Here is a 22501-nt window from a genome sequence, read left to right on the forward strand (position 1 = left end):
CACCATGCGCCGCGCCTTGATCGTCGTAGACGTGCAGAACGACTTCTGCGAGGGGGGCAGCCTCGCGGTGGCCGGGGGTGCCGACGTGGCCGCCGCGATCACCGAGCTGATCGGGCAGGCCCCCGCCGGTTACCGGCACGTCGTGGCCACCCGCGACCACCACATCGCGCCCGGCGGCCACTTCGCCGACAACCCCGACTACGTCCACTCCTGGCCCGCGCACTGCGTCGCGGGCACCGAGGGCGTGGGGTTCCACCCGAACTTCGCCCCGGCGGTCGCCTCGGGGGCCATCGACGCCGTCTTCGACAAGGGCGCCTACGCGGCCGCCTACAGCGGCTTCGAGGGCGCCGACGAGAACGGCGTGAAGCTGGGCGACTGGCTGCGGGAGCGGGAGATCGACGAGGTGGACGTCGTCGGCATCGCCACCGACCACTGCGTCCGGGCGACCGCGCTGGACGCGGCACGGGACGGCTTCCGTACGCAGGTGCTGCTCGACCTGACCGCCGGGGTGGCCCAGGAGACCACCGAGCGGGCGATCGAGGAGATGCGGGCCGCGGGCGTCGAACTGTCCGGCAAGCCGGTGGTGCCGTAGGCGCCCGGGCGCGCTCCGGCCGGCCCGGGCGAGCGGCCGGCCGGCGGAGGGCCACGCTCCCGGGCCGGGAGAGGTGCTACGGCTGGGGCGCCGGCCTCCTCAGCAGGGACCGGATCGGGCGCCACAGCTCCGGGACCGTGGAGACCGTGGGGACAGCGTTGTCGGGGGCTGTCCGCCATATCAGGCCGTCGGGATGGTGCAGGACCGCCGTGATCTCGTCCGGAGTCGGCGGCTCGGCGTTCCCGCGCAGGTAGACGGCGCGCAGGCCCAGGTTGCGGAGCCTGGTCAGGGCTCGGGCGCGGTTCTGGGCGAGGACGAGGACGCGTACCGCGGCGACGGCGTCGGCGGTGGGGCTCGGCAGGTTCAGCGCCACCACCACCGTGCCGTTCGGCAGCTTGCAGAAGCCTCCTGCGGCCATGCGCTCACACCCCCGTGCGTATCGGTGTCGATGCCGGTGTCCGGGCCGGCGTCCATGCCGGTGTCAATAAGAGAAGCACAGGAGGCACCTAAACACGATCGGCGACGACCCGCCAGGGGGTCGCCGCCGATACGCGTTTGACCTGCTAAAACGCCGACTACTTCGCCGACGGTCCGACCTTGACCGTGATCGTCGAGCCGCTCAGGGGCTCCTTGACGATCCTGATCGAGGTGTTGGTGTCAGTGACCTGGACGCCGGCCAGCGGGTTCGACGCGTCGTAGTAGCTCGACCGGCCGTCGTCGAAGACCGGGACGCCCGGACGGGACTTGATCGTCGTGGCGACGTCGTCCTTGTGCAGCGTGATCGCGTCGGTCGGGTACCAGCTGAAGGTGGAGTCGAAGGCCTGGACGCGGTTGCGCATCAGGGTGCCGTCGGACCACTTCAGCGGGGTCGGGTGGGAGTCGACCGGCAGGATCAGGCCCTCGCCCGGGTGCTGGCTGGTGTTGTCGTCGGCCTGGGAGGTGTCCCACTTCCAGATCAGCAGGCCGTTCTGGTACGGGTAGTGCTCCACCCAGTCCGGACGGGTCGTGGAGAAGCCGTAGTTGTACGGGCCGACCTTGAGGGTCCTGTCGTACGAGACGTACTGGCGGTTCTCGGCGATGTAGAACTGCTCGTAGTCGTCGGTGATGGCCGCGCCGATGCGGCTGAAGCCGTTGGCCGTCCAGGCCGCGTCCGCGGTCTCCGCGTTGTCGGCGAAGAGGGTGGCGCCGTCGGCGGTCACCGTGATCTCGTCGGCCGCGAAGCCCTTCTGGGCCACGCCGCCGTCGGTGGCGTAGCGGAAGCGGACGTCGATCCTCTGGCCCGCGTAGGCGTCCAGCGGGAAGGTCAGCTTCTGGTAGGCGTCGACCGTGCCGGTGAGGGCGGGCTTGCCGCTGCCGTCACGCGGGACGGCGGAACCGTCGGCCAGTTTGCCGTCGATCGGCGTCCAGTTGGCGCCGTCGGTGGACACCTCGGTGTAGAGGTAGTCGTAGTCCGCCTCGATGTCCCACCAGCCGTCCAGCGTCAGCGCCGCCGACGACTTGCCGGTCAGGTCGACCGAGCGGGTCAGGGTGTTGCGCAGGTCGTCACCGCTGCCGCTCCACCACTGCGAGGCGCCCTGCGCCGGGGGGACCACCTCGGTGGTGACCGTCTTCTTCGGCAGTTCGACGATGAGGGCCTGCGGGTTCGCGGTGTTGTACTCCGCGAGGCCCAGCTTGTGGGTCGACTTCACGCCCGCCTTGGCGACCTCGTAGTCGAGCCAGCCGAGCTGGAGCTTGTCCCAGGAGTTCATGTCGCCGGGCAGGTCGCCGATGGACTCCTTGCCGGTGCCGAGCCAGGAGCCGGAGGACATCAGGGTCCAGAAACCGGTGGAGTTCTCGCCGCCGCCGGAGGTGTCGTACTCGTCGGGCAGGCCGAGGTCGTGGCCGTACTCGTGGGCGAAGACGCCGAGGCCGCCGTTCTCCGGCTGGATGGTGTAGTCGCCGACCCAGATGCCGGTGTCGCCGATCTCGGTGCCGCCGAGCTTGTTGGTCTCGGGGCCGGTGGAGCCGGCGTCCGTGCCGAAGGCGTACCAGCGGTGGGCCCAGATGGCGTCCGCGCCCTGGGCGCCGCCGCCCGCGGACTCGTCCTCACCGGCGTGCACGATCTGGAAGTGGTCGATGTAGCCGTCGGACTCGTTGAAGTCGCCGTCGCCGTCGAAGTCGTAGCGGTCCCACTGGTCGAACTCGGCCAGCTCCGCCTTGATCTCGGCGGCGGTGTCACCGGCGGCCTCGCGCTCGGCGACCCAGGCGTTCACGCCGTCCTGCACCGCGTACCAGGCGCCGGTGGACGCGTCGTTGGAGCCGTAACGGGCCTCGTTGTAGGGGACCTTGACCCAGTCGGTCACTTCACCCTCGACCGAGTAGCGGCCCGAGGACTGCTTCTCGTAGTACTTCTTCAGCGACTCGACGCCCGCGCCGGTGCCGAAGTACAGGTCCTGGAAGTGCTTGCGGTCGTAGTCCGCCTGCCAGGCCGTGCTGTTGTTCTGGGTGCGGTCCGGCTGGGCTATCTGGTTGTGCAGCGGGCCGGGGGTGCCCCCGTAGCGGGGGTCGACCTGGTCGCCGAACTCGACGAGGATCGTGAAGATCTTGTCGGTCTTCTCGCGGCCGAGCTCGACGTACTTGCTGTCGCCCTTGCGGCTGTCGAGCTGGACGACCTTGGAGCCGTCCTTCTCCTTGACGGTGGCCTCGCCGGATATGACCTGCTTGAGGGCTTCCTCGCGCTGGGCCTCCTGCGTCTTGCTGAGCGGGCCGTCGAAGTCGTGCTCCGTGGCCTTGGCCGGCTGCGGGTCCCGCCGGTCCACCGCCGTGGTCCTCGCCGGCGCGTCGTCGGCCGCCTGTGCCACGGCGAACGTCGAGAACGTCGCCGAGGCCGCCGCGAGGGCGACGACCGTGGCGGCCGTCCTGAACGTCCAGGATCTACTGGTCACTTGATGCCTCCCCTAACGCGCCCCGGTCGCGCGGAAGGGGGATCCATGTCAAGGGATGTCCGCGCGCGGTTATACGCGTGTAGTCAAGTGCCGTCATTTGACTACTGGTTCAGGAGAAAAGACAGACCTTGACTTGGACAGGTCAATTGCATTATCAGGACCTGTCGTTCGCATTGCGGACGCATGACCGTAACGTGACGGGCGCGCGGGCCCGTCCACGGAGTGGACGTCATGACTCCGTGCGCCCCCTGTGCACCGGCACCGTGGGTAAGGTCACGCTTACCGCTCGATCGCCTCGGGCATGCAGGCGGTTAGAGTCGAGACTGCCCCCGCTTCCGAGGACACGATTGCCATGCCTCGTCCGACTGTCGCACAGCTCATCTACGGTTCCTGCACCGTGATCCTCTCGGCGCTCGCCATGCTGGCGCTGTCCCAGACGAGTTCGGGACCGCTCATCGCGGTCATCTCCGTCACCGCGGTCGCCCTCGGCGTCCTGGTCGCCATGACGGTCCCGGCGCCCCGGCGGGCGCCCCGCGTCGTGGCCCGCTCCACCGTGGACGAGCCGGTACGCACCGCGGTCAGCGCGGCGCCCGCGCCCGTCCGCGAGCCGTCGGCGCACTGAACTCCACGACGGAAGGGCCCCCCGCCCGCTCGGGCAGGGGACCCTCCGTCGCGCCGTCGTCCTGGCGATGCGTCAGGTCATGCTGACCACCACCGTCTTGGCGGCCTTGTCGTGCAGGCCCTGCTTGTAGGGCTTGTCGAAGAAGCTCCAGCCGCCGCAGACCGCCGTCCACAGGCAGGCGCAGCAGAACGCGAACGGCACCCACAGCACCAGGGCCCGGATCAGCGCGACCTGCGCGGAGGGCGTCGAGCCGTTCTCCAGGTTGGCCACCCGCATGCCGAGCCACTTCTTGCCCAGCGTCTGCCCGGACCGGGCGGTCATGAAGGTGTCGTAGGCGACGTAGAGGACGGCGGCCACCAGGGACTGCGCGAGCGACTTGCCGACCTCGACGCGGTCGCCGTCCATGTCGTACTCGTTGACCCCGAAACCCAACGTCAGCAACCACACGACGACCGCCACCATGACCATGTCGATGATCCTGGCCAGCGTCCGCTTGCCACTGTCGGCCAGCGGGGGCATGCCGGCCAGCGGGTCGGCCGGGTAGCCGCCGTACGGGTCACCGCCGTAGGGGCCGCCTCCGTAGGGGCCGCCTCCGTACGGCGGTGGCTGCTGCCCGCCGTGGGGCGGCTCCTGCCCGCCCGGACCGCCGTACGGGCTGTCGTACGGCGAACCCTGCGGGCCGCCCTGCCCCTGACCGTGCGGGGGCTGCTGCGGGGGCTGCTTCCTGAACGGGTCGTCCTCCGGCGGCTCGCCGCCGGAACCGGGGGGCGGTTCGGTCGTCATGGCCCGAGTCGACCGCGAACCCCGCGGCCGCGCATCCCGCGAGCGGCCGTCCGGGGTACGAAATTCCCTGCGCCTCCCGCGGTAGGGGGCGGTGGCCGGTCAGCCCGCCACGAAGGTGTGCGCCGCCTTGTCGTGCCAGCACTGACGCCACGGCCTGTCGAACAGGCACCACAGGACACCCACCACACCGACGGCGAGCAGACCGGGCACGCTGTAGACGAGCCAGCGGCGCAGGGCCGCGCCGAAGGACGGCGGCTCGTGGCCCTCGATGTCCCGCACCTCCAGACCGAACAGCTTCTTGCCCAGCGTGCGCCCCCACCTGGCGGTCGGCAGCGCCTCGTAGACGATCCCGAAGAGCAGCAGCACGGCGAGGACGATGCCGAGGTACGCCGACGTCGTGCCGTCCAGCAGCCAGACGGTGACGGTCTCTCCGGTGAGCTTGGCCGCGTCGATCTTGTCGTTGACGTGGTCGACGGCCTTCATGCCGAGCGGGACGGCGGCGGCGGAGGTGACGGCGCCGAGGACGAGCGAGTCGACGAGGCGGGCGGCCAGCCGCTTGCCGAGGCCGGCCGGGCGGGCCGCCGCCTGACGCCGGGCGGCCGCCTGGAAGATGTCCTCCGCCGGCGGCTTCCAGGGGGCGACCGGCTGGTCGTCCCCGGCCCCCGCCAGCCGGTGCACCTGCTGCGCCCAGGAAGGCTGGCCGCCGCCGGGTCCGGCGCTCATCGGCGTGGCGGCCTGCGCCGCCGGGGCCGCGCCGGCCGCGGGCTGGGGACCGGCGGCCTGCTGGGGAACGCCCGGCGCGGCCTGCTGAGGGACGCCCGGCGCGGCCTGCTGGGGCCCGGGGAAGGCGGGCGCGGGCGCCTGGGCGGCGGGCCGGCCGGTCTGCGGGCCCGCGGGGGCCTGCGCGGCGGGTACGGCGGCCGGGGCCTGGGCCTGGGCGGCCTGCGCCGCCGCGGCCCGCTCGGCGGCGGCCTTGCCCGCGGCGAAGCCGGGCTTGGCGGCCGGGACGGCGCCGCCCGCGGCGGCCGGAGCACCCGAAACGGCGGCGCCGGGGACGGCGACGGGACCCTGGGCGCCGAAAGCGGCCCCCACGGCGGCGCCGCCCGAGCCGGTCGCGCCGACCGGACCCTGAGCGCCGTAACCCGCCGCCGCCTCGGCAGTTCCACCGGTACCCGGCGCACCCACCGGACCCTGGGCGCCGAAACCGGCCGCCGCCGAGGTCCCGGGGGCCCCCGGCGTCGCCCGGCCCGGCCCCGTGGGCGCGCCCGTCCCTCCCGGCCCCGCGCCCGGTGCTCCGCCCTGGTGGGGCGTGCGTGGGCCCGGCGCACGGAACGTCATGGTGCCGTCGTCGGCGGTGGAGCCGGAGGTGCCGGACGGGGTGCCTGCGGGGGCGGATCCGGCCGGCGGGCGGCGGAAGACGAACGTGCCGTCGGACGGGACGTCTCCCTCGCCCGCCTCCGGCTCCGCCGGAGGGATCGTCGCCGTGCCCCCGGTGCCGGCCGACCGCCCGTCCGGCTGGGCCGCCGGCATCCGCGGGTCCGGGCCCTGCGGGCTCCCCCAGGACACCTTGCGGTCCTGGTCGCCGCCGAACCCGGACTGCTGGGAGCGGTCGGCTCCCCACGCGGACGCCGGTTCGGGCCCGGCGCCGAACTGCCCGTCCGGGCCCGGGTCCTCACCCCACTGCCCGGCCGGCGTCGGGTCCTCGTCGAAGAAGTGCGGGCCGGTCTCCTCGACCGAGGCGGCGGGCGCGGCGGAGGCGGCGGGCGGGGAAGCCGCCGGCCGCGCGCCGGGCGGGGGCGCGAGCGGCTCGCCGTCGGCCGGCGCCGGGCGGCTGGTGCCCGGCACCCAGGCGGCACCGTTCCAGTACCGGACGTATCCGGGGATGGACGGGTCCGGGTAATACCCTTCGCTGGGCCTGTCGTCGCCGGGGGCCGGGGTTGGGGCGCTCATGTCCGTCGTCCCGTATCTGCTCGAGGGGTGTGATGGGGGCCTCCACATCTATCAGACGAGCGCAACCCCCACCGCCAGTCCCGCCGTACCCACTCCTTTCCGGGCTCCTTGCGGGCAACCCCGTACAGGCCCTTCACACGTTCGGAGCGCGGGGCGAAAAAAGTTCTCCGAACCCGCGTAACGCTCCGGGCCCGGCCCGCTCTCCCCTCCGTACGGCTCACGTACGGATCAGTACCGAGAGGAGAACGGACATGCACCCCACCGTGGTGGAACGCGAGCTGGAGCTCAGGCTCGTCCTGTCGCCGGAGCGCGGCATCCCGGTCCCGGCCCGGCTCACCTACCGCAGCGACGACCCCTTCGCCGTGCACGTCGCCTTCCACATCGACTCCGAGCGCCCCGTCGACTGGACGTTCGCCCGCGACCTCCTGGTGGAGGGGGTGTTCCGGCCGTGCGGGCACGGGGACGTACGGGTGTGGCCGACGAAGGTGAACGGGCGCGGCGTCGTGCTGATGGCGCTGAGTTCACCCGACGGTGACGCCCTGCTGGAGGCGCCCGCCGCGCAGGTCTCGTCGTGGCTGGAGCGGACGCTGCGGGTGGTGCCGCCGGGCACCGAGGGCCGGCGGCTCGGTCTCGACGGCGCCCTCGCCGACCTGCTCACCCCCACGCCGACCGACGAGCCGTGGCTGCTCGGCCCGTGCCCGTCCGACGAGGTCACGGACGGGGAGTGAGCCCGCGGGGAGGGTCAGAACAGCTTGCCCGGGTTGAGGATGCCCAGCGGGTCGAAGGCCGCCTTGATCGCCCGCTGCATCTCCAGGCCCACCGGGCCGATCTCGCGCGCCAGCCACTCCTTCTTCAGCACGCCCACGCCGTGCTCGCCGGTGATGGTGCCGCCGAGCTCCAGGCCGAGGGCCATGATCGCGTCGAAGGACTCACGGGCGCGCCGGCACTCGTCGGGGTCCGCCGCGTCGAAGCAGACCGTCGGGTGGGTGTTGCCGTCACCCGCGTGGGCGACGACCCCGATGGTCAGCCGGTATTTTTCGGCGATGCGCTCGACGCCCTCGAGCATGTCGCCGAGCCGCGACCGGGGCACGCAGACGTCGTCGATCATCGTCGTGCCCTTGACGGCCTCCAGCGCGACGAGCGAGGAACGCCGGGCCTGCAGGAGCAGTCCGGACTCGGCCGCGTCCTGCGCCGGGACGACCTCGGTGGCGCCGGCGGCCTCGCACAGCGCGCCGACGGCGGCGAGGTCGGCGGCCGGGTCCGCGGTGTCGAAGGCGGCGAGCAGCAGGGCCTCGGTGGTCTCGGGCAGGCCCATGCGGGTCAGCTCGTTGACGGCCTTGACCGTCGTGCGGTCCATCAGTTCGAGGAGGGACGGCACGTGTCCTCCCGCCATGATCCGGCAGACCGCGTCGCAGGCGGCGGCACCCGACGGGAACTCGGCGGCCAGGACCAGCTGTGCGGGCGGCTGCGGCTTCAGCGCCAGCACCGCCCGTACGACGATGCCGAGCGAGCCCTCGGAGCCGACGAAGAGGCGGGTCAGGTCGTACCCGGCGACGCCCTTGGCGGTGCGCCTGCCGGTGGACATCAGACGGCCGTCGGCGAGGACTACGTCGAGGCCGAGGACGTACTCGGCCGTCACCCCGTACTTCACGCAGCACAGGCCGCCGGAGGCGGTGCCGATGTTGCCGCCGATCGTGCACATCTCCCAGCTGGAGGGGTCGGGCGGGTAGGACAGGCCGTGTTCGCCGACCGCGCGGGAGAGCACCGCGTTGACGACGCCCGGTTCGACCACGGCGACGCGGTCGACGGGGTTGATCTCCAGGACGCGGTCCATCCTCGTCAGGGACAGCACGACGCAGCCGTCGCAGGCGTTGGCGGCGCCGGACAGGCCGGTGCGGGCGCCCTGCGGGACGACCGGGACGCGCAGCGCGGTGGCGGTGCGCATGACGTGCTGCACCTCTTCGACCGTGCGCGGCAGCACGACCACGGCCGGTGTGCCGGCCGGGCAGAAGCTCGCCATGTCGTGGGCGTACGAGGTGGTGACGTCGGGGTCGGTGAGGACCGCGTCGGCGGGCAGGCCGTCGAGCAGCCGGTCCAGGAGGTTGCCGGTCGCTTCGTCGCGAGGAGCTTCGATACGGCTCATGATCACAGCGTCGCACCCGGGGCCATCGGTGTGAACCCCGTCTGCGGCACCCGGGGGATGCCCGGGTAGCGCCCTCGTCCTGACGCACAGTGAGCGCCATGGACAGCGCCATGAAGACCGAAGCCGCTGACCGGCCACCGGAGCCGGAGACGCCCGCCCCGCGCTCGCGGGCCCGTTCCCGGGTGCGCCACTGGGTGCTCCTCGGCGCGCTGGCCGGATGCCTGGCGCTGGGCGGGATCCTCGTGCTCCTGCCCGGTGAGGAACGGCCGGCGGCGCCCGAACCGCTGTCGGGGGCGCAGGCGCACTCGGCGGTCCGTACCGGGGTGGCGGCCGCGCTGCCCGAGCTCGCCGTGCTGATCGAGGAGCGCGAGGCGCATCTGCGCAGCCATCCCCGGGACGCCCGGACGTGGGCGGTGCTCGGCTCGGCCTACGTCGAGCAGGGCCGGCGCACCGCCGACGCCGCCGGCCACTACCCCCGGGCCGAGCGGGCCCTGCGCACCTCGCTGGACGTGCGCCCCCGGGACAACGTCGAGGCCCTCGTCGGCATGGCCGCCCTCGCCAACGCGCGCCGGGACTTCCGGGCGGCCGCGGCGTGGGGCGAGGCCGCGCGGGAGCTGGCGCCGAAGCGGTGGACGGCGTATCCGCAGCTCATCGACGCCTACACCGGGCTCGGCGCGTACGAGAAGGTCGGCGCCGCCCTGGACAGGCTGATGGCGCTGCGCTCGGGGCCGGCGGTGATGGCGCGGGCGGCGGCCGTCTACCGGGACCGGGGGTGGCGCGAGGACGCGGCGGCCGCGCTGTCGGACGCGGCGGCCGGGGCGTCCACGCCCGCCGAGGAGGCGGCGTGGCGGGAGCGGGCCGGGCAGCTCGCCTGGGAGCGCGGCGACCGGGAGACGGCCCTGCGCCACTTCCGGGCGGCGGTGCGGCTCGACCCCGACCAGCGGGCCGCGCAGGCCGGGCAGGGCCGGGTGCTGGCCGCCCTCGGACGCACGCCGGAGGCGCTGAGCGCGTACCAGGCGGCCCTCGCCGGGCAGCCCCAGCCGCAGTACGCGCTGGAGCTGGGCGAGCTGTACGAGTCGCTGGGGCGCACCGAGGCGGCCCATGTGCAGTACGACGTCCTGCGGGATCGGGTGCGCGCGGACGCGGCCGGCGGGGTCGACGGGGACCTGGTCCTCGGCCAGTTCGAGGCCGACCACGGAGACCCGGTGTCGGCGGTGCGGCGGCTGCGCGCCGAGTGGCGGCGGCAGCCGGGGATCGCGGTCGCGGACGCGCTGGGGTGGGCGCTGCACCGGGCCGGGCAGGACAAGGAGGCGCTGAGGTTCGCCAAGATCGCCACCGACAGCGCGCACGGCGGTGGGGTGCGCAGCGCGCCGTACGCCTATCACCTGGGCATGATCGAGCGCGGGCTGAAGCGGTACGGGCCGGCCCGGCGGCACCTCGAGGAGGCCCTGCGGATCAACCCGTACTTCTCCCCGCTGCACGTCGGCATGGCGCGGGCGGCCCTGACGGAGCTCGGTGAGCCCTCGGTGACGGAGCCGCCGAACAACTGACGCCGGCCCGCACGGCCCACGGACCGGCCCGCACGGTGCGCGGGCCGGTCCGACGAGGGCCGTGGGCCGGCCCGCGAGGGGCCGTGGTCGGTCTACAGGTTGCCGCGCTTGGCCTGCTCCCGCTCGATCGCCTCGAACAGGGCCTTGAAGTTGCCCTTGCCGAAGCCCATCGAGCCGTGCCGTTCGATGAGTTCGAAGAACACCGTCGGGCGGTCCTGGACCGGCTTGGTGAAGATCTGCAGCAGGTAGCCGTCCTCGTCGCGGTCGGCGAGGATCTTCAGCTCGCGCAGGGTCTCCACGGGGACGCGGGTGTCGCCGACCCACTCGCCGAGGGTGTCGTAGTAGGAGTCGGGCGTGTCGAGGAACTGGACCCCGGCCGCGCGCATCGTGCGGACGGTCTGCACGATGTCGTTGGTGTTCAGCGCGATGTGCTGCACGCCCGCGCCGCCGTAGAACTCCAGGTACTCGTCGATCTGGGACTTCTTCTTGGCGATGGCGGGCTCGTTGATCGGGAACTTGACCTTCAGGGTCCCGTCCGCGACGACCTTCGACATCAGCGCGCTGTACTCGGTGGCGATGTCGTCGCCCACGAACTCCTTCATGTTCGTGAAGCCCATGACCTTGTTGTAGAAGCCGACCCACTCGTTCATCCGGCCGAGCTCGACGTTGCCGACGCAGTGGTCGATCGCCTGGAAGGTGCGGTGGGCGGGGGGTTCGACCATCGGGCTCGCGGCCGCGAAGCCGGGCAGGTACGGGCCGTCGTAGCCGGAGCGGTCGACCAGGGTGTGCCGGGTCTCGCCGTACGTGGCGATCGCGGCGAGGACGACGGTGCCGTGCTCGTCCTTGAGTTCGTAGGGCTCGGCGACCGAGCGGGCGCCCTGCTCGATGGCGTAGGCGTACGCGGCCCGCGCGTCCGGGACCTCGATGGCGAGATCGATCACCCCGTCGCCGTGCTCGGCCACGTGCTGGGCGAGGAAGTGGCCCCAGGTCGTGGACGGCTTGATCACCGAGGTGAACACGAAGCGGGCGGAGCCGTTCTCCAGCACATAGCTCGCGGTCTCGCGGCTGCCGTTCTCCGGTCCGGAGTACGCGACCAGCCGCATGCCGAACGCGGTGGAGTAGTAGTGCGCCGCCTGCTTGGCGTTGCCCACGGCGAAGACGACCGCGTCCATTCCCTTGACCGGGAAGGGGTCGGCCTGCCGGGCGGTGTCGGGAGTGTGGTGTGTGGTCTGCGTCATAGCCGAAGCCTCGCCCCGCCCGGCAAGGTGCGCAACACTTCGCTTGCCCGCTGGGCATTCTGCTCAGCGGTACGGCGGTCACGGCGGACTTTCTGTACAGGGTGACCATCGCGCGGGCGAACCGGGCCCCGCCGGCGCCGGACGAGCCGAGGAAAGGGGTGGGCGCGCATGGCGATCGATCGTCTGGACGGGCTGATCATCGTGCTGCTGGCGCGGGAACCGCGCATCGGGGTGCTGGAGATGTCCCGGCGACTGGGGGTGGCCCGCGGCACCGTGCAGGCACGGCTGGACCGGCTTCAGTCGAACGGAGTCATCCGCGGATTCGGTCCCGAGGTGGATCCGGCCGCCCTCGGCTACCCCGTCACGGCGTTCGCGACGCTGGAGATCCGGCAGGGGCAAGGGGCCGACGTACGGGCCCACTTGGCGACCGTGCCGGAGGTGCTGGAGCTGCACACCACCACCGGCAGCGGGGACATGCTGTGCCGTCTGGTGGCCCGCTCCAACGCCGACCTCCAACGGGTCATCGACCGGGTCGTCGGTTTTGATGGGATCGTCCGGGCCTCCACCGCGATCGTGATGGAGAACCCCGTTCCACTGCGGATCATCCCGCTGGTGGAGCAGGCGGCGGAGGGCCGGGAAGGACCGGGCCGACCTGCGGGGTGAGGGCGTGTGAACTTCTGGGAGTACCTCGGCAGCCGTCACCAGCAGCTGCTCACCGACGCCTACCAGCACGCCAGCGTCGTCTTCCAGTGCATGGTCGTGGCGACCGTGCTGGGACTGCTGATCGCCGTCGCCACCTACCGCAGCGGCTGGGCCGGCGACCTCGCCACCACCGCCACCTCCACGATCCTCACCATCCCCTCCCTCGCCATGATCGGACTGCTGATCCCGGTGGTGGGCCTGGGCGTGCCGCCGACGGTGGTCGCGCTGACGCTGTACGGGCTGCTGCCGGTCGTACGGAACGCGATCGTCGGCCTGCGCGGCGTCGACCCCTCGCTGGTGGACGCGGCCACGGGCATCGGGATGTCCCGGCTGACGCGGCTGACGCGGGTCGAACTGCCGCTGGCCTGGCCGCCGGTCCTCACCGGCATCCGCGTCTCCACCCAGATGCTGATGGGCATCGCGGCCATCGCCGCCTACGCCTCCGGACCCGGCCTCGGCAACCAGATCTTCCGTGGCATCGCATCCCTGGGCAGCAGGAACGCCCTCAACCAGGTCCTGTCGGGCACCCTCGGGATCATCGTCCTGGCCCTGCTCTTCGACGCCGCCTACGTCCTCCTCGGACGGCTGACGATTCCCAGGGGGATCCGTGTCTGAGACCTCCGAGTCCCACGGCGCCACCATCGAGCTGGAGAACCTCACCAAGCGGTACCCCCACAGTCCGCAGCCGGCCGTGGACAACGTGACCATGGAGATCAAGGCGGGCGAGACCGTCGTCTTCGTCGGGCCGTCCGGCTGCGGGAAGTCGACCACCCTGAAAATGATCAACCGGCTGATCGAGCCGAGCGGCGGCCGCATCCGCATCGACGGCGAGGACGTCACCGACATCGACCCGGTGAGGCTGCGCCGCAAGGTCGGGTACGCCATCCAGTCCTCCGGTCTCTTCCCGCACATGACCGTCGCCCAGAACATCGCCCTGGTGCCGGGGATGCTCGGCTGGCCGAAGACGCGGATCAGGAACCGGGTGGAGGAGATGCTCGACCTGGTCGGCCTCGACCCCGGGGAGTTCCACGGCCGCTATCCCCGCCAGCTCTCCGGCGGGCAGCAGCAGCGCGTCGGCGTGGCCCGGGCGCTGGCCGCGGATCCGCCGGTGCTGCTGATGGACGAGCCGTTCGGCGCCGTGGACCCGATCACCCGGGACCACCTCCAGGACGAGCTGATCCGGCTCCAGCACGAGCTGCACAAGACGATCGTGTTCGTCACCCATGACTTCGACGAGGCGATCAAGCTGGGCGACCGGATCGCGGTGCTGCGCGAACGCTCGCACATCGCGCAGTTCGACACCCCGGAGGCGATCCTCACCAACCCGGCGGACGACTTCGTGTCGGGGTTCGTCGGCGCGGGGGCGGCGCTGAAGCGGCTGAACCTCACCCGGGTCAGGGACGTCGAGATCACCGACTGTCCGACGGTGGGCGTGGACGACCCGCTCCAGATCATCTTCAACCGGCTGCGGACCAGCGGCACCAACGAGATCCTGCTGCTGGACCGGCGGGGCCGGCCCTACAAGTGGCTGCGGCGCGGCGACCTGATGCGGGCCAAGGGTTCGCTGGCCCGCGCGGGCACCCTGGTGAGCGACACCGTGACCAGGGACGCGACCCTGCGGGACGCGCTGGAGGCGGTGCTGATGGACAACACCGGGCGGGTCGCGGTCACCGGGCGGCGCGGTGAGTACATCGGGGTCGTCGACATGGAGACGCTGCTGAACTCCGTGCACGAGCTGCTGGAGGCCGACCGGCTGGAGGCGATGGAGGCCCAGCACGAGCTGGAGGAGGCGCGGGCCGCCCAGACGCACGCCGAGCAGGAGGGCCACGGCGGGGAGGTGAAGGCATGACGCCCCCCGGGCCGGCCGTGGAGCCGCGGGAGCGGGACGGGTTCCCGCCGCCGGACGAGTCCACCCCGCCGGACGAGTCCCCGCCGCGCCCGCGCCCGCGGCGCCGCGTCACCTGGCAGCAGCTGACCGTCCTGCCCTGCTTCCTCGTCGCGCTCCTGCTCGGCACCTGGCTGTGGTTCCAGCAGGCCGACCTCGACCCGATCTCCGAGAACGCGCTGTCCGACGGGCAGGTGTCGAAGGCGCTGTGGCAGCACATCGAACTGACCGTGATCTCGACCTTCTTCGTGCTGGTCATCGCGGTCCCGCTGGGCATCCTGCTCACCCGCGGGCCTCTGCGCAGGGCCACCCCCGTCGCGATGGCCGTCGCCAACACGGGCCAGGCGGCCCCGGCGATCGGCCTGCTCGCGCTGCTGGTGATCTGGCTGGGCACGGGCATGAAGGCGGCCCTGGTCGGCATCATCGTCTACGCCATCCTGCCCGTGCTCGCCAACACCGTCGCGGGCCTGAGGGCGAACGACCCGACGCTGCTGGAGGCGGCGCGCGGCATCGGCATGTCCCCGGCGGGCGTGCTCACGAGGGTGGAGCTGCCGCTGGCGGTTCCGCTGATCCTGGCCGGCGTCCGCACCGCCCTCGTCCTGAACGTCGGTACGGCGACCCTGGCGACCTTCGGCGGGGGCGGTGGTCTCGGCGTACTGATCACCACCGGCATCACCAACCAGCGCATGCCCGTCCTGGTGCTCGGCTCGATCCTGACGGTGGCCCTGGCCCTGCTCGTCGACTGGCTGGCCTCGCTGGCCGAGGTGCTGCTGCGGCCGCGCGGGCTGGAGGCGGGGACGTGAGGCGGGCCGGCCCGGTGCTCGCCGGGGCCCTGGTGCTGGTGTCCGGGTGCGGTCTGACCAGCGGTTCCCCCATGGTCGACGACGTGGAACCCGGCTCGATCGGCCGGGGCCGCCCGCTCGAGGGCGCCCACCTGACGGTGACCTCCAAGGCGTTCACCGAGAACCTGATCCTCGGCGCCATGCTGGGCATCGCCTTCGAGGCGGCCGGCGCGGACGTCCTGGACCGCACCGGCATCCAGGGCTCCATCGGCGGCCGAGAGGCGATCCGCAACGGCGACGCCGACGCCATGTACGAGTACACGGGCACCGCCTGGATCACGTACCAGGGCAACAGCGAACCCATCACCGACCCGCGCGGGCAGTGGGAGGCCGTGCGCGACGCGGACGTGCGCAACGGGGTGACGTGGCTGCCGCCGTCCCGGCTGAACAACACCTACGCGCTGGCCATGAACCAGGCCGCCCACAAGAAGTACCGCACGACGACGCTGTCGCAGGTGGCCGCGCTGTCCCGGTCGGACCCGGGCGCCGTCACCCTGTGCGTGGAGGGCGAGTTCGCCAACCGGGCGGACGGACTGCCGGGGATGCAGAAGGCGTACGGGATGGGGGTGGCGGCGTCCCGGATCACGCAGATGGACACCGGGATCATCTACACCGAGACGGCGAAGGGGAGTTGCACGTACGGGGAGGTGTTCACCACCGACGGGCGCATCACGTCCATGAACCTGGTGGTGATGGCCGACGACCGGAAGTTCTTCCCCAACTACAACGCGGCGCCCGTGATCAACACCGAGACCTTCGAGAAGTGGCCGGCGATCGCGGACGTCATCGACCCGGTCACCGCGAAGCTGGACAACGCGGTGGCGCGGGAACTCAACGCGAAGGTGGACGTGGACGGCGAGGACCCGCACCAGGTGGCCCTGGAGTGGATGAAGGAACAGGGGTTCGTGAAGTAGGACTGCCCCGACGGCGGGCAGGTGCGCTCCGGTTCAGCAGCTGGGGACGGACCCCTTGCCCTTCTCCAGCGCGACCAGGGAGGCGACCGCGCCCTTGAGGGTGGTCACCGGGATCAGCCGCAGGCCCTTGGGCAGCTCGGCCTTGGCGTCGGAGCACTCGTCCTTCGGCACGAGGAAGACGGTGGCGCCGTCGCGGCGGGCGGCCTGCGTCTTCAGCGCCACCCCGCCGACCGCGCCGACGGTGCCGTCGGCCTCGATGGTCCCCGTGCCGGCGACGGTACGGCCGCCCGTGAGGTCGCCGCCGCTGCCGTCACCGTCGAGCTTGTCGATGATCCCCAGGGAGAACAGCAGACCGGCGCTGGGGCCGCCGACGTCGGCGAGCCTCAGCGTGACCTCGATGCCGTCGTCGGCGCGGTCGAGGTACGTGAGCGCCGCCTGGGTCGCGGCGTCCTGGGACTGCTTCATCTGCGCGGTGTTGTGCTGCTCGATCTCCTCGGTGTCCTCACCGCTCGGGTACACCGAGTCCTTCGGCATGATCGCCCGGTCGGTCCTGAACCAGCCGTCGATCACCTCACCCAGCGAGACGCTCGCGTCCGGGCCGGTCGCCACGATGGTCGTCATCCGCAACTGCCCGCGGGTCTCCCGCGTGGGCGCACCCGAGATCGTGGTCACCGGCGTGCCCTCGTTCGCCCCCAGCACATCCGCCGTCATCCCCGGCTCCGCCACCGAGAACGGCAACGGCGCGAGCCCGGCGGTGGCGACCAGAGCCACCAGGGGAACCGCACAGACAGCGAGGGCACGGGGACGCGTGAGGCGAGAGAGCACGCGCCCAATCTAACGCGAGCCACCCGGACCCCGGTCGGCGCGGGCGGGCGGTCCGCACAGCCGCGGGCAGCCGTGCCGCCGGGGCGTCACGGGTGGGCGTGTTTTCCTTGGGGCCACTGGGTCGTGCGCCGTACGTATCGGGACAAACAGAGGTAGTCCCCGTCGGCCATTGACCGGATTCTGGACGGAGCCTTCCGCTCAGCGAACCTGCTTCGCTACTGTCCCGCTACGCACACGCCCCGTGGCAGCGCCGCCGCGGAGCGCAGCCGTGAAGCGACTGGCCCGGGCACGCCGGGCCATCTGCCGATCGGCGGCCTCTGAAGCGCGTCACTGACGGGACTCGGTGACGCATCCGCCGCGAGGGGGCTGCCGACCTCACCACTAAGGAGTGGGCGTCGTGACCGCGGAGACCTCCCAGACGCTCGATCGAGGACTGAAGGTCCTCAAACTGCTGGCCGACACGGACCACGGGCTGACCGTCACCGAGCTTTCGAACAAACTGGGCGTGAACCGGACCGTTGTGTACCGGTTGCTCGCCACGCTGGAGCAGCACGCACTCGTACGACGCGATCTGGGCGGACGTGCCCGGGTGGGACTGGGGGTGCTGAGGCTGGGCCGCCAGGTGCATCCGCTGGTGCGGGAGGCGGCGCTGCCGGCGCTGCGGTCGCTGGCCGAGGACATAGGGGCGACCGCGCATCTGACGCTCGTCGACGGGTCGGAGGCGTTGGCCGTCGCGGTGGTCGAGCCGACGTGGACGGACTACCACGTGGCGTACCGGGCCGGGTTCCGACATCCGCTGGACCGGGGTGCGGCGGGCAAGGCGATCCTCGCCGCGCGGCAGCGGTCGCTGGAGGATCCCGGGTACACGCTGACGCACGGGGAGCTGGAGGCGGGCGCGAGTGGTGCGGCCGCGCCGCTGCTGGGGGTGACGGGGGTCGAGGGCAGCGTGGGAGTGGTGATGCTGGCCGACGCGGTGCCGGAGCGGGTGGGGCAGCGGGTCGTCGACGCGGCACGGGAGGTGGCGGAGGCGCTGCGGTAGCGCGGACGCTTGCTTGCGGTAGCGCGGGGCCGGCTTGCGGTTGCGCGGGCGCCTGCTTGAGGGGTGTGGCGCGGGGGCTGTGGTGGCGGTGCGCCAGGTGCCGCGGGAGGGCCGGCGGTGCGCCAGGTGCCGCCCGGTGAGTGCGGGCGGTGCGGTCGGCGCTGGGGGACGTGTCCGCCGGGGTGCGGGCGGGCAGGTGGTCGTGCGACCCGGCGTCGCGGGGTGCCGCCGTACTTCCTCGCCCGCCTCACCCACCGGTGGTCACTTCATCCGCGTGGCCCACTCCTGCACCTTGGCGATCCGCTGGCGCAGCTGTCCCGCCGTCGCCTCCGCGCTCGGCGGCCCCCCGCACACCCGCCGCAACTCGGTGTGGATCACCCCGTGCGGCTTGCCGCTCTGGTGGACGTACGCGCCGACCATCGTGTTGAGCTGCCGACGCAGCTCCATCAGCTCCTTGTGCGAGACGACCGGCCGCCGCTCGGCGGGCAGCTCCAGCAGGTCCGCCTCCGTGTCGGGCTTCTTGCGGCTGTGCGCGATCTGCTTGGCCTGCCGCTTCTGCAGCAGCAGCTGCACCTGCTCGGGCTCCAGCAGGCCGGGGATGCCGAGGTAGTCCTGCTCCTCCTCGCTCCCGGGGTGGGCCTGCATGCCGAACTCGGCGCCGTTGTACATGACCCGGTCGAAGACGGCGTCGGACTCCAGCGCCTCGAAGGGCAGCATGTCCTGCTCGCCGGTGTCCTCGTCCTGCTCCCGGTTCGCCTCCTCCATCTCCTTCTCGGACTCGGCGTACGGGTCCTCCTCGCCCCCGTCCTTCTTGGGCTTGTCGAGGACGTGGTCGCGCTCGCGCTCCATCTCGTTGGCGAAGCCGAGCAGGTCGGGCACGGTCGGCAGGAACACCGACGCGGTCTCGCCCCGCCGCCGGGACCGTACGAAACGCCCGACGGCCTGCGCGAAGAAGAGAGGGGTGGAGATCGTGGTCGCGTACACCCCGACCGCGAGCCGGGGCACGTCGACGCCTTCCGACACCATCCGGACCGCGACCATCCACCGGTCGGTGTTGTTGCTGAACTCGTCGATCCGGTTCGAGGCGCCCGCGTCGTCGGAGAGGACGAGCGTCGCCGCGGTCCCGGTGATCTCCCGGATCAGCTTGGCGTACGCACGCGCCGAGTCCTGGTCGGAGGCGATGACGAGCGCGCCGGCGTCCGGGATGGCCTTGCGGACCTCCGTCAGCCGCTGGTCCGCCGCCCGCAGCACACTCGGCATCCAGTCACCGCGCGGATCCAGCGCCGTACGCCACGCCTGGCTGATCGCGTCCTTCGTCATCGGCTCACCGAGCCGCGCGGCGATCTCGTCCCCGGCCTTCGTCCGCCAGCGCATGTTGCCGCTGTAGGACAGGAAGATCACCGGGCGGACGACACCGTCCGCGAGCGCGGACCCGTACCCGTAGGTGTAGTCGGCGGCGGAGCGCCGGATCCCGTCGTTGCCCTCCTCGTACGTCACGAAGGGGATCGGGTTGGTGTCGGAGCGGAACGGCGTACCGGTCAGCGCGAGCCGCCGGGTGGCCGGCTCGAAGGCCTCCAGGCACGCCTCGCCCCACGATTTGGAGTCACCGGCGTGGTGGATCTCGTCGAGGATCACGAGGGTCTTGCGCTGCTCGCTCCGGTTGCGGTGCAGCATCGGCCGGACGCCGACGCCCGCGTACGTCACCGCGACACCGTGGTAGTCCCTGCTGAGCGGACCCGCGCTGTACTCGGGGTCCAGCCGGATCCCTATCCGCGCCGCCGCCTCCGCCCACTGCTTCTTCAGGTGCTCGGTGGGCGCGACCACGGTCACCTGCTGCACGACGTGGTGGTGCAGCAGCCAGGAGGCCAGGGTCAGCGCGAAGGTCGTCTTGCCGGCGCCGGGGGTGGCGACGGCGAGGAAGTCGCGCGGCTGCTCCTGGATGTACTTCTCCATCGCCCCCTGCTGCCAGGCACGCAGCTTGCTGGCGGTGCCCCAGGGGGCGCGGCCCGGGAAGGCCGGTGACAGGTGGTGGGAGTGCGAGGAGGAAGCGGCGGTGGTAGTCACGGTCTCCGGTTCGTGGGTCGTGCGGCTCAGGTCTCGGCTACGTATGACAACCGGGCCACCCTACCGGCGGCCCGCCACGTCAACGCGCGGACGAGGCCGGGTCACCGGCGGGTGGGACCCACGTCACAGCCGGCGCAGCCGCTCGGCGATCACCGGGATCTCCCTCTCCGCCCCGGAGGCGACGTCGACGACCAGGTCGTAGGCGATGTCCTGGTCGCAGCCCGCGAGATCGACCCCGTTGACTCCGAGCAGGGTCGCGGTGGCGAGCCAGGCGGTGCGTTTGTTGCCGTCGACCAGGGGGTGGTTCGTGGCGAGGGCGTGGAGGAGGGCGGCGGCCTGCTCGTACAGGCCCGTATAGGCCTCGGTGCCGAACATCCGGGCCCGCGGCCGCCGTACGGCGGAGGCGAACAGGCCGGCGTCCCGGACCTCGGGGGCGCGCCCGCCGAAGGCGATCCGGGCGATCCGGGCGACCTCAGCGACGCTGAGACGGCGCGTCATTCCCCGAGCCTTCGCAGCAGGTCGGCGTGCGCGTCGGCCAGCAGCCCGGCGGTCACCCGCACCCGCGACGCCTCCTGCGCCACCGCGTGCCGTACGGCGTCCAGCGCGATGTCCTCCGGGCGGCGGCCGGTCGCGTCCGCGAGGTCCTGGAGTTCCTCCCAGAGACCGGCCGGAAGGGGAAGGGTGAGTTCATGCATGCCGCTGAGGCTAGGGAGTACGCCCTCGCACCGGCGAACGCTTTTACCGGTCGCCGCTCACCACCCACCGCTCACCCCTCACCGCTGCCGCAGCCGTGTCGTCACCCAGGCCCCCACCAGCGCGACGGCGGCCATGGGCAGGAAGACGGCGGCGAAGGCGGCCGGGTGGGAGCCGGAGGTCTGTGTGGCGGTGTGGGTGACGGTGCCGCCGCCCAGGGCGGCGAAGGCGGCGCCCCCCGCCGCCAGCAGAACCACGTTGGACAGGCCGTCCGAGATCTGGAGGGCGGCGGAGTTGGTGCCGGCCTCCTCCGGGGCGGACAGCCGCAGCAGCAGCACACTGGTGGAGGAGATGACCAGCCCCATCCCGAAGCACCCGAACCCCCAGGCCACCGCGACGGTCCAGGCGGGCACGGAGTCGATCAGCACGCTCGGCGCGGCGGCGATGGCGGCCGCCACGAGCACCATCCCGAGGGTCGTCAGGCGCTCCCGGTACGGCTCCACGCGCGGCCGGGACTGCACCCACGAACCCAGCGCCCAGGTCCCGCCGCCGGCCGCCAGCGAGAACCCGGCGAGCGTCGGGCTCAGACCACGCTGCGTGACCAGCATCAGCGGCACGAAGGACTCGGCGGCGATGAAGGACCCGGCCGCCACCCCGCGCAACAGCACGACCGACGGCAGCCCGCGCGCCGCCCGGTAGGTGCCCCGGGGCAGCAGCCCGAGAACGGCCGGTACGAGCAGGGCGACGCCGGCGAGGCCGGGAAGGACGGACAGGAGCCGCAGATCCTGAGCGGCGTACTGGAGCAGCCCGGCACCCAGCGAGATGCCGAAGGCGAGCCGGATGCGTCGCCGGTCGAAGGAACCGTCCCCGGCTGCTTCCACCGGCCCGCCCGCCCGTCGCCGGATCCGCGGCAGAGCGAGCGCCAGCGGCAGCACGACCAGCGCCGGAATCCCCAGGAACACCCACCGCCACCCCAGGTGCTCGGTGACCGCCCCGGCCGCGAGCGGTCCGACGATGGACGGCACGACCCAGCACGCCGCGAACGCCGCCATGATCGCCGGCCGCAACCGCTCCGGATAGGCGCGCCCGACGACGACGTACAGGGCGACGATGACGAGCCCGCCCCCGAACCCCTGGACGGCCCGCCCGAGGATGAACAGCCACATGGCCCCGGCGGTCCCCGACAGCAGAAGCCCGGCCGCGAAGGCGGCGATCCCCCACGTCAACGCCCCGAGGGGCCCCCGCCGGTCGGACCACTGCCCCGCCAGCACCATCCCGAACAGGCTGGTCGTGAAGTACCCGGAGAACGCGAAGGCGTACAACGACACCCCGTCCAGCTCCCGCGCCGCCACCGGCATCGCCGTCCCCACGGCCGTCGCCTCGAAGGCGATCAGCAGCACGACGGAGACGATCCCGACACTCAGCGCGCTATAGGACCGCCCGAGAACGCCCTCCTCGGCGCAGGAGGGCGGGATCGTCGATGAGTCGTCGTCTGTGACACCGGTGTCACGGGGGTCCAAGGCGGCCATGCCCGCCAGAGTAAGGCCCGCAACCGACATTGACCCCTGTCGAGAGACGGCCCCCGCCTCGTTCCTTGGTCGTACGACCTCGCCGTCCCCCACTTCATGAACGGCGTATGGCAGTCCCGTTGCAGCCCGCCCGCCGCCCTTGAGTCCCCCTTCCCGCTCGCCCTACGGTCATCTCACACGGTTCGGAAGGGCGGGAGCCCCGAGGA

At 72.4% G+C, this 22501-nt stretch carries 21 protein-coding genes; 10 read left to right on the forward strand and 11 right to left on the reverse strand.

What is annotated here, in order from left to right; all coding sequences use genetic code 11:
- Window positions 1-4: 4 nt before the first annotated feature.
- Window positions 5-592 (forward strand): isochorismatase family protein, encoded by a 588-nt coding sequence (locus ACIBBD_RS16215; RefSeq protein WP_399420027.1) that lies wholly within the window; start codon window positions 5-7, stop codon window positions 590-592.
- Between the two features lie 76 nt (window positions 593-668).
- Here ACIBBD_RS16215 and ACIBBD_RS16220 read toward each other — a convergent pair whose 3' ends face one another.
- The gene (locus ACIBBD_RS16220; RefSeq protein ID WP_399420028.1) at window positions 669-1010 is read right to left on the reverse strand and encodes a hypothetical protein; all 342 of its coding nucleotides are present in this window, start codon (window positions 1008-1010) and stop codon (window positions 669-671) included.
- 157 nt (window positions 1011-1167) lie between these two features.
- Window positions 1168-3516, reverse strand: a complete 2349-nt coding sequence (locus ACIBBD_RS16225; protein ID WP_399420029.1) for an immune inhibitor A domain-containing protein — start codon at window positions 3514-3516, stop codon at window positions 1168-1170.
- A gap of 352 nt (window positions 3517-3868) precedes the next feature.
- On the opposite strand from ACIBBD_RS16225, the gene ACIBBD_RS16230 reads away from it, so the two are divergent.
- Window positions 3869-4138 (forward strand): hypothetical protein, encoded by a 270-nt coding sequence (locus ACIBBD_RS16230; protein ID WP_399420030.1) that lies wholly within the window; start codon window positions 3869-3871, stop codon window positions 4136-4138.
- A gap of 72 nt (window positions 4139-4210) precedes the next feature.
- Here the strand turns inward: ACIBBD_RS16230 and ACIBBD_RS16235 are convergent, their stop codons facing one another.
- Complete coding sequence (locus tag ACIBBD_RS16235) at window positions 4211-4921, reverse strand: RDD family protein (protein ID WP_399420031.1); 711 nt, start codon at window positions 4919-4921, stop codon at window positions 4211-4213.
- Between the two features lie 99 nt (window positions 4922-5020).
- Window positions 5021-6871 carry an RDD family protein gene (locus tag ACIBBD_RS16240; RefSeq protein WP_399420032.1) on the reverse strand — a complete coding sequence of 617 codons (1851 nt, stop codon included), beginning with the start codon at window positions 6869-6871 and terminating at the stop codon, window positions 5021-5023.
- A gap of 251 nt (window positions 6872-7122) precedes the next feature.
- Here ACIBBD_RS16240 and ACIBBD_RS16245 point away from each other — a divergent pair, with 251 nt between their 5' ends.
- Window positions 7123-7599 carry an SsgA family sporulation/cell division regulator gene (locus tag ACIBBD_RS16245; RefSeq protein ID WP_399420033.1) on the forward strand — a complete coding sequence of 159 codons (477 nt, stop codon included), beginning with the start codon at window positions 7123-7125 and terminating at the stop codon, window positions 7597-7599.
- A gap of 14 nt (window positions 7600-7613) precedes the next feature.
- Here the strand turns inward: ACIBBD_RS16245 and ACIBBD_RS16250 are convergent, their stop codons facing one another.
- Complete coding sequence (locus tag ACIBBD_RS16250) at window positions 7614-9020, reverse strand: FAD-binding oxidoreductase (protein WP_399420034.1); 1407 nt, start codon at window positions 9018-9020, stop codon at window positions 7614-7616.
- A gap of 92 nt (window positions 9021-9112) precedes the next feature.
- Between ACIBBD_RS16250 and ACIBBD_RS16255 the strand changes: the two genes are divergently transcribed.
- Window positions 9113-10564 carry a tetratricopeptide repeat protein gene (locus ACIBBD_RS16255; protein ID WP_399420035.1) on the forward strand — a complete coding sequence of 484 codons (1452 nt, stop codon included), beginning with the start codon at window positions 9113-9115 and terminating at the stop codon, window positions 10562-10564.
- A gap of 92 nt (window positions 10565-10656) precedes the next feature.
- Here the strand turns inward: ACIBBD_RS16255 and hppD are convergent, their stop codons facing one another.
- Window positions 10657-11802 (reverse strand): 4-hydroxyphenylpyruvate dioxygenase, encoded by a 1146-nt coding sequence (hppD, locus tag ACIBBD_RS16260; protein WP_399420036.1) that lies wholly within the window; start codon window positions 11800-11802, stop codon window positions 10657-10659.
- A gap of 168 nt (window positions 11803-11970) precedes the next feature.
- Between hppD and ACIBBD_RS16265 the strand changes: the two genes are divergently transcribed.
- From ACIBBD_RS16265 to ACIBBD_RS16285, 5 genes are read left to right on the forward strand one after another with little or no spacing between them, the layout of a single operon-like run.
- Window positions 11971-12465, forward strand: coding sequence for an Lrp/AsnC family transcriptional regulator (locus ACIBBD_RS16265; protein WP_399420037.1), 495 nt, complete (start codon window positions 11971-11973; stop codon window positions 12463-12465).
- A gap of 6 nt (window positions 12466-12471) precedes the next feature.
- Window positions 12472-13119: an ABC transporter permease gene (locus ACIBBD_RS16270; protein WP_399420038.1), complete on the forward strand. Its 648-nt coding sequence runs from the start codon at window positions 12472-12474 to the stop codon at window positions 13117-13119.
- On the forward strand, window positions 13112-14353 hold the full coding sequence (locus ACIBBD_RS16275; protein WP_399420039.1) for a betaine/proline/choline family ABC transporter ATP-binding protein: 1242 nt from the start codon (window positions 13112-13114) through the stop codon (window positions 14351-14353). Before ACIBBD_RS16270 ends, ACIBBD_RS16275 begins: the two co-directional genes overlap by 8 nt.
- Complete coding sequence (locus tag ACIBBD_RS16280) at window positions 14350-15192, forward strand: ABC transporter permease (protein WP_399420040.1); 843 nt, start codon at window positions 14350-14352, stop codon at window positions 15190-15192. Before ACIBBD_RS16275 ends, ACIBBD_RS16280 begins: the two co-directional genes overlap by 4 nt.
- Window positions 15189-16145, forward strand: a complete 957-nt coding sequence (locus ACIBBD_RS16285; RefSeq protein ID WP_399420041.1) for a glycine betaine ABC transporter substrate-binding protein — start codon at window positions 15189-15191, stop codon at window positions 16143-16145. Before ACIBBD_RS16280 ends, ACIBBD_RS16285 begins: the two co-directional genes overlap by 4 nt.
- A gap of 33 nt (window positions 16146-16178) precedes the next feature.
- Here the strand turns inward: ACIBBD_RS16285 and ACIBBD_RS16290 are convergent, their stop codons facing one another.
- Entirely contained in the window at window positions 16179-16970 is a 792-nt protein-coding gene (locus ACIBBD_RS16290) for a S16 family serine protease (protein WP_399420042.1), read from the reverse strand.
- Between the two features lie 397 nt (window positions 16971-17367).
- On the opposite strand from ACIBBD_RS16290, the gene ACIBBD_RS16295 reads away from it, so the two are divergent.
- On the forward strand, window positions 17368-18009 hold the full coding sequence (locus tag ACIBBD_RS16295) for an IclR family transcriptional regulator (protein ID WP_399420043.1): 642 nt from the start codon (window positions 17368-17370) through the stop codon (window positions 18007-18009).
- Between the two features lie 261 nt (window positions 18010-18270).
- On the opposite strand, the gene ACIBBD_RS16300 is transcribed toward ACIBBD_RS16295, so the two are convergent.
- The 4 genes from ACIBBD_RS16300 to ACIBBD_RS16315 all read right to left on the reverse strand — a co-directional run bounded on the left by ACIBBD_RS16300 (window position 18271) and on the right by ACIBBD_RS16315 (window position 22295).
- Entirely contained in the window at window positions 18271-20073 is a 1803-nt protein-coding gene (locus ACIBBD_RS16300) for a DEAD/DEAH box helicase (protein ID WP_399420044.1), read from the reverse strand.
- Between the two features lie 123 nt (window positions 20074-20196).
- Window positions 20197-20571 (reverse strand): type II toxin-antitoxin system death-on-curing family toxin, encoded by a 375-nt coding sequence (locus ACIBBD_RS16305; RefSeq protein WP_399420045.1) that lies wholly within the window; start codon window positions 20569-20571, stop codon window positions 20197-20199.
- Window positions 20568-20768 carry a hypothetical protein gene (locus tag ACIBBD_RS16310; RefSeq protein ID WP_399420046.1) on the reverse strand — a complete coding sequence of 67 codons (201 nt, stop codon included), beginning with the start codon at window positions 20766-20768 and terminating at the stop codon, window positions 20568-20570. Before ACIBBD_RS16310 ends, ACIBBD_RS16305 begins: the two co-directional genes overlap by 4 nt.
- 78 nt (window positions 20769-20846) lie before the next feature.
- The gene (locus tag ACIBBD_RS16315) at window positions 20847-22295 is read right to left on the reverse strand and encodes an MFS transporter (RefSeq protein ID WP_399420047.1); all 1449 of its coding nucleotides are present in this window, start codon (window positions 22293-22295) and stop codon (window positions 20847-20849) included.
- Between the last annotated feature and the right edge of the window lie 206 nt (window positions 22296-22501).

Origin of the sequence: Streptomyces sp. NPDC051315, from assembly GCF_044455165.1 — a bacterium.
Taxonomy (GTDB): Bacteria; Actinomycetota; Actinomycetes; order Streptomycetales; family Streptomycetaceae; genus Streptomyces.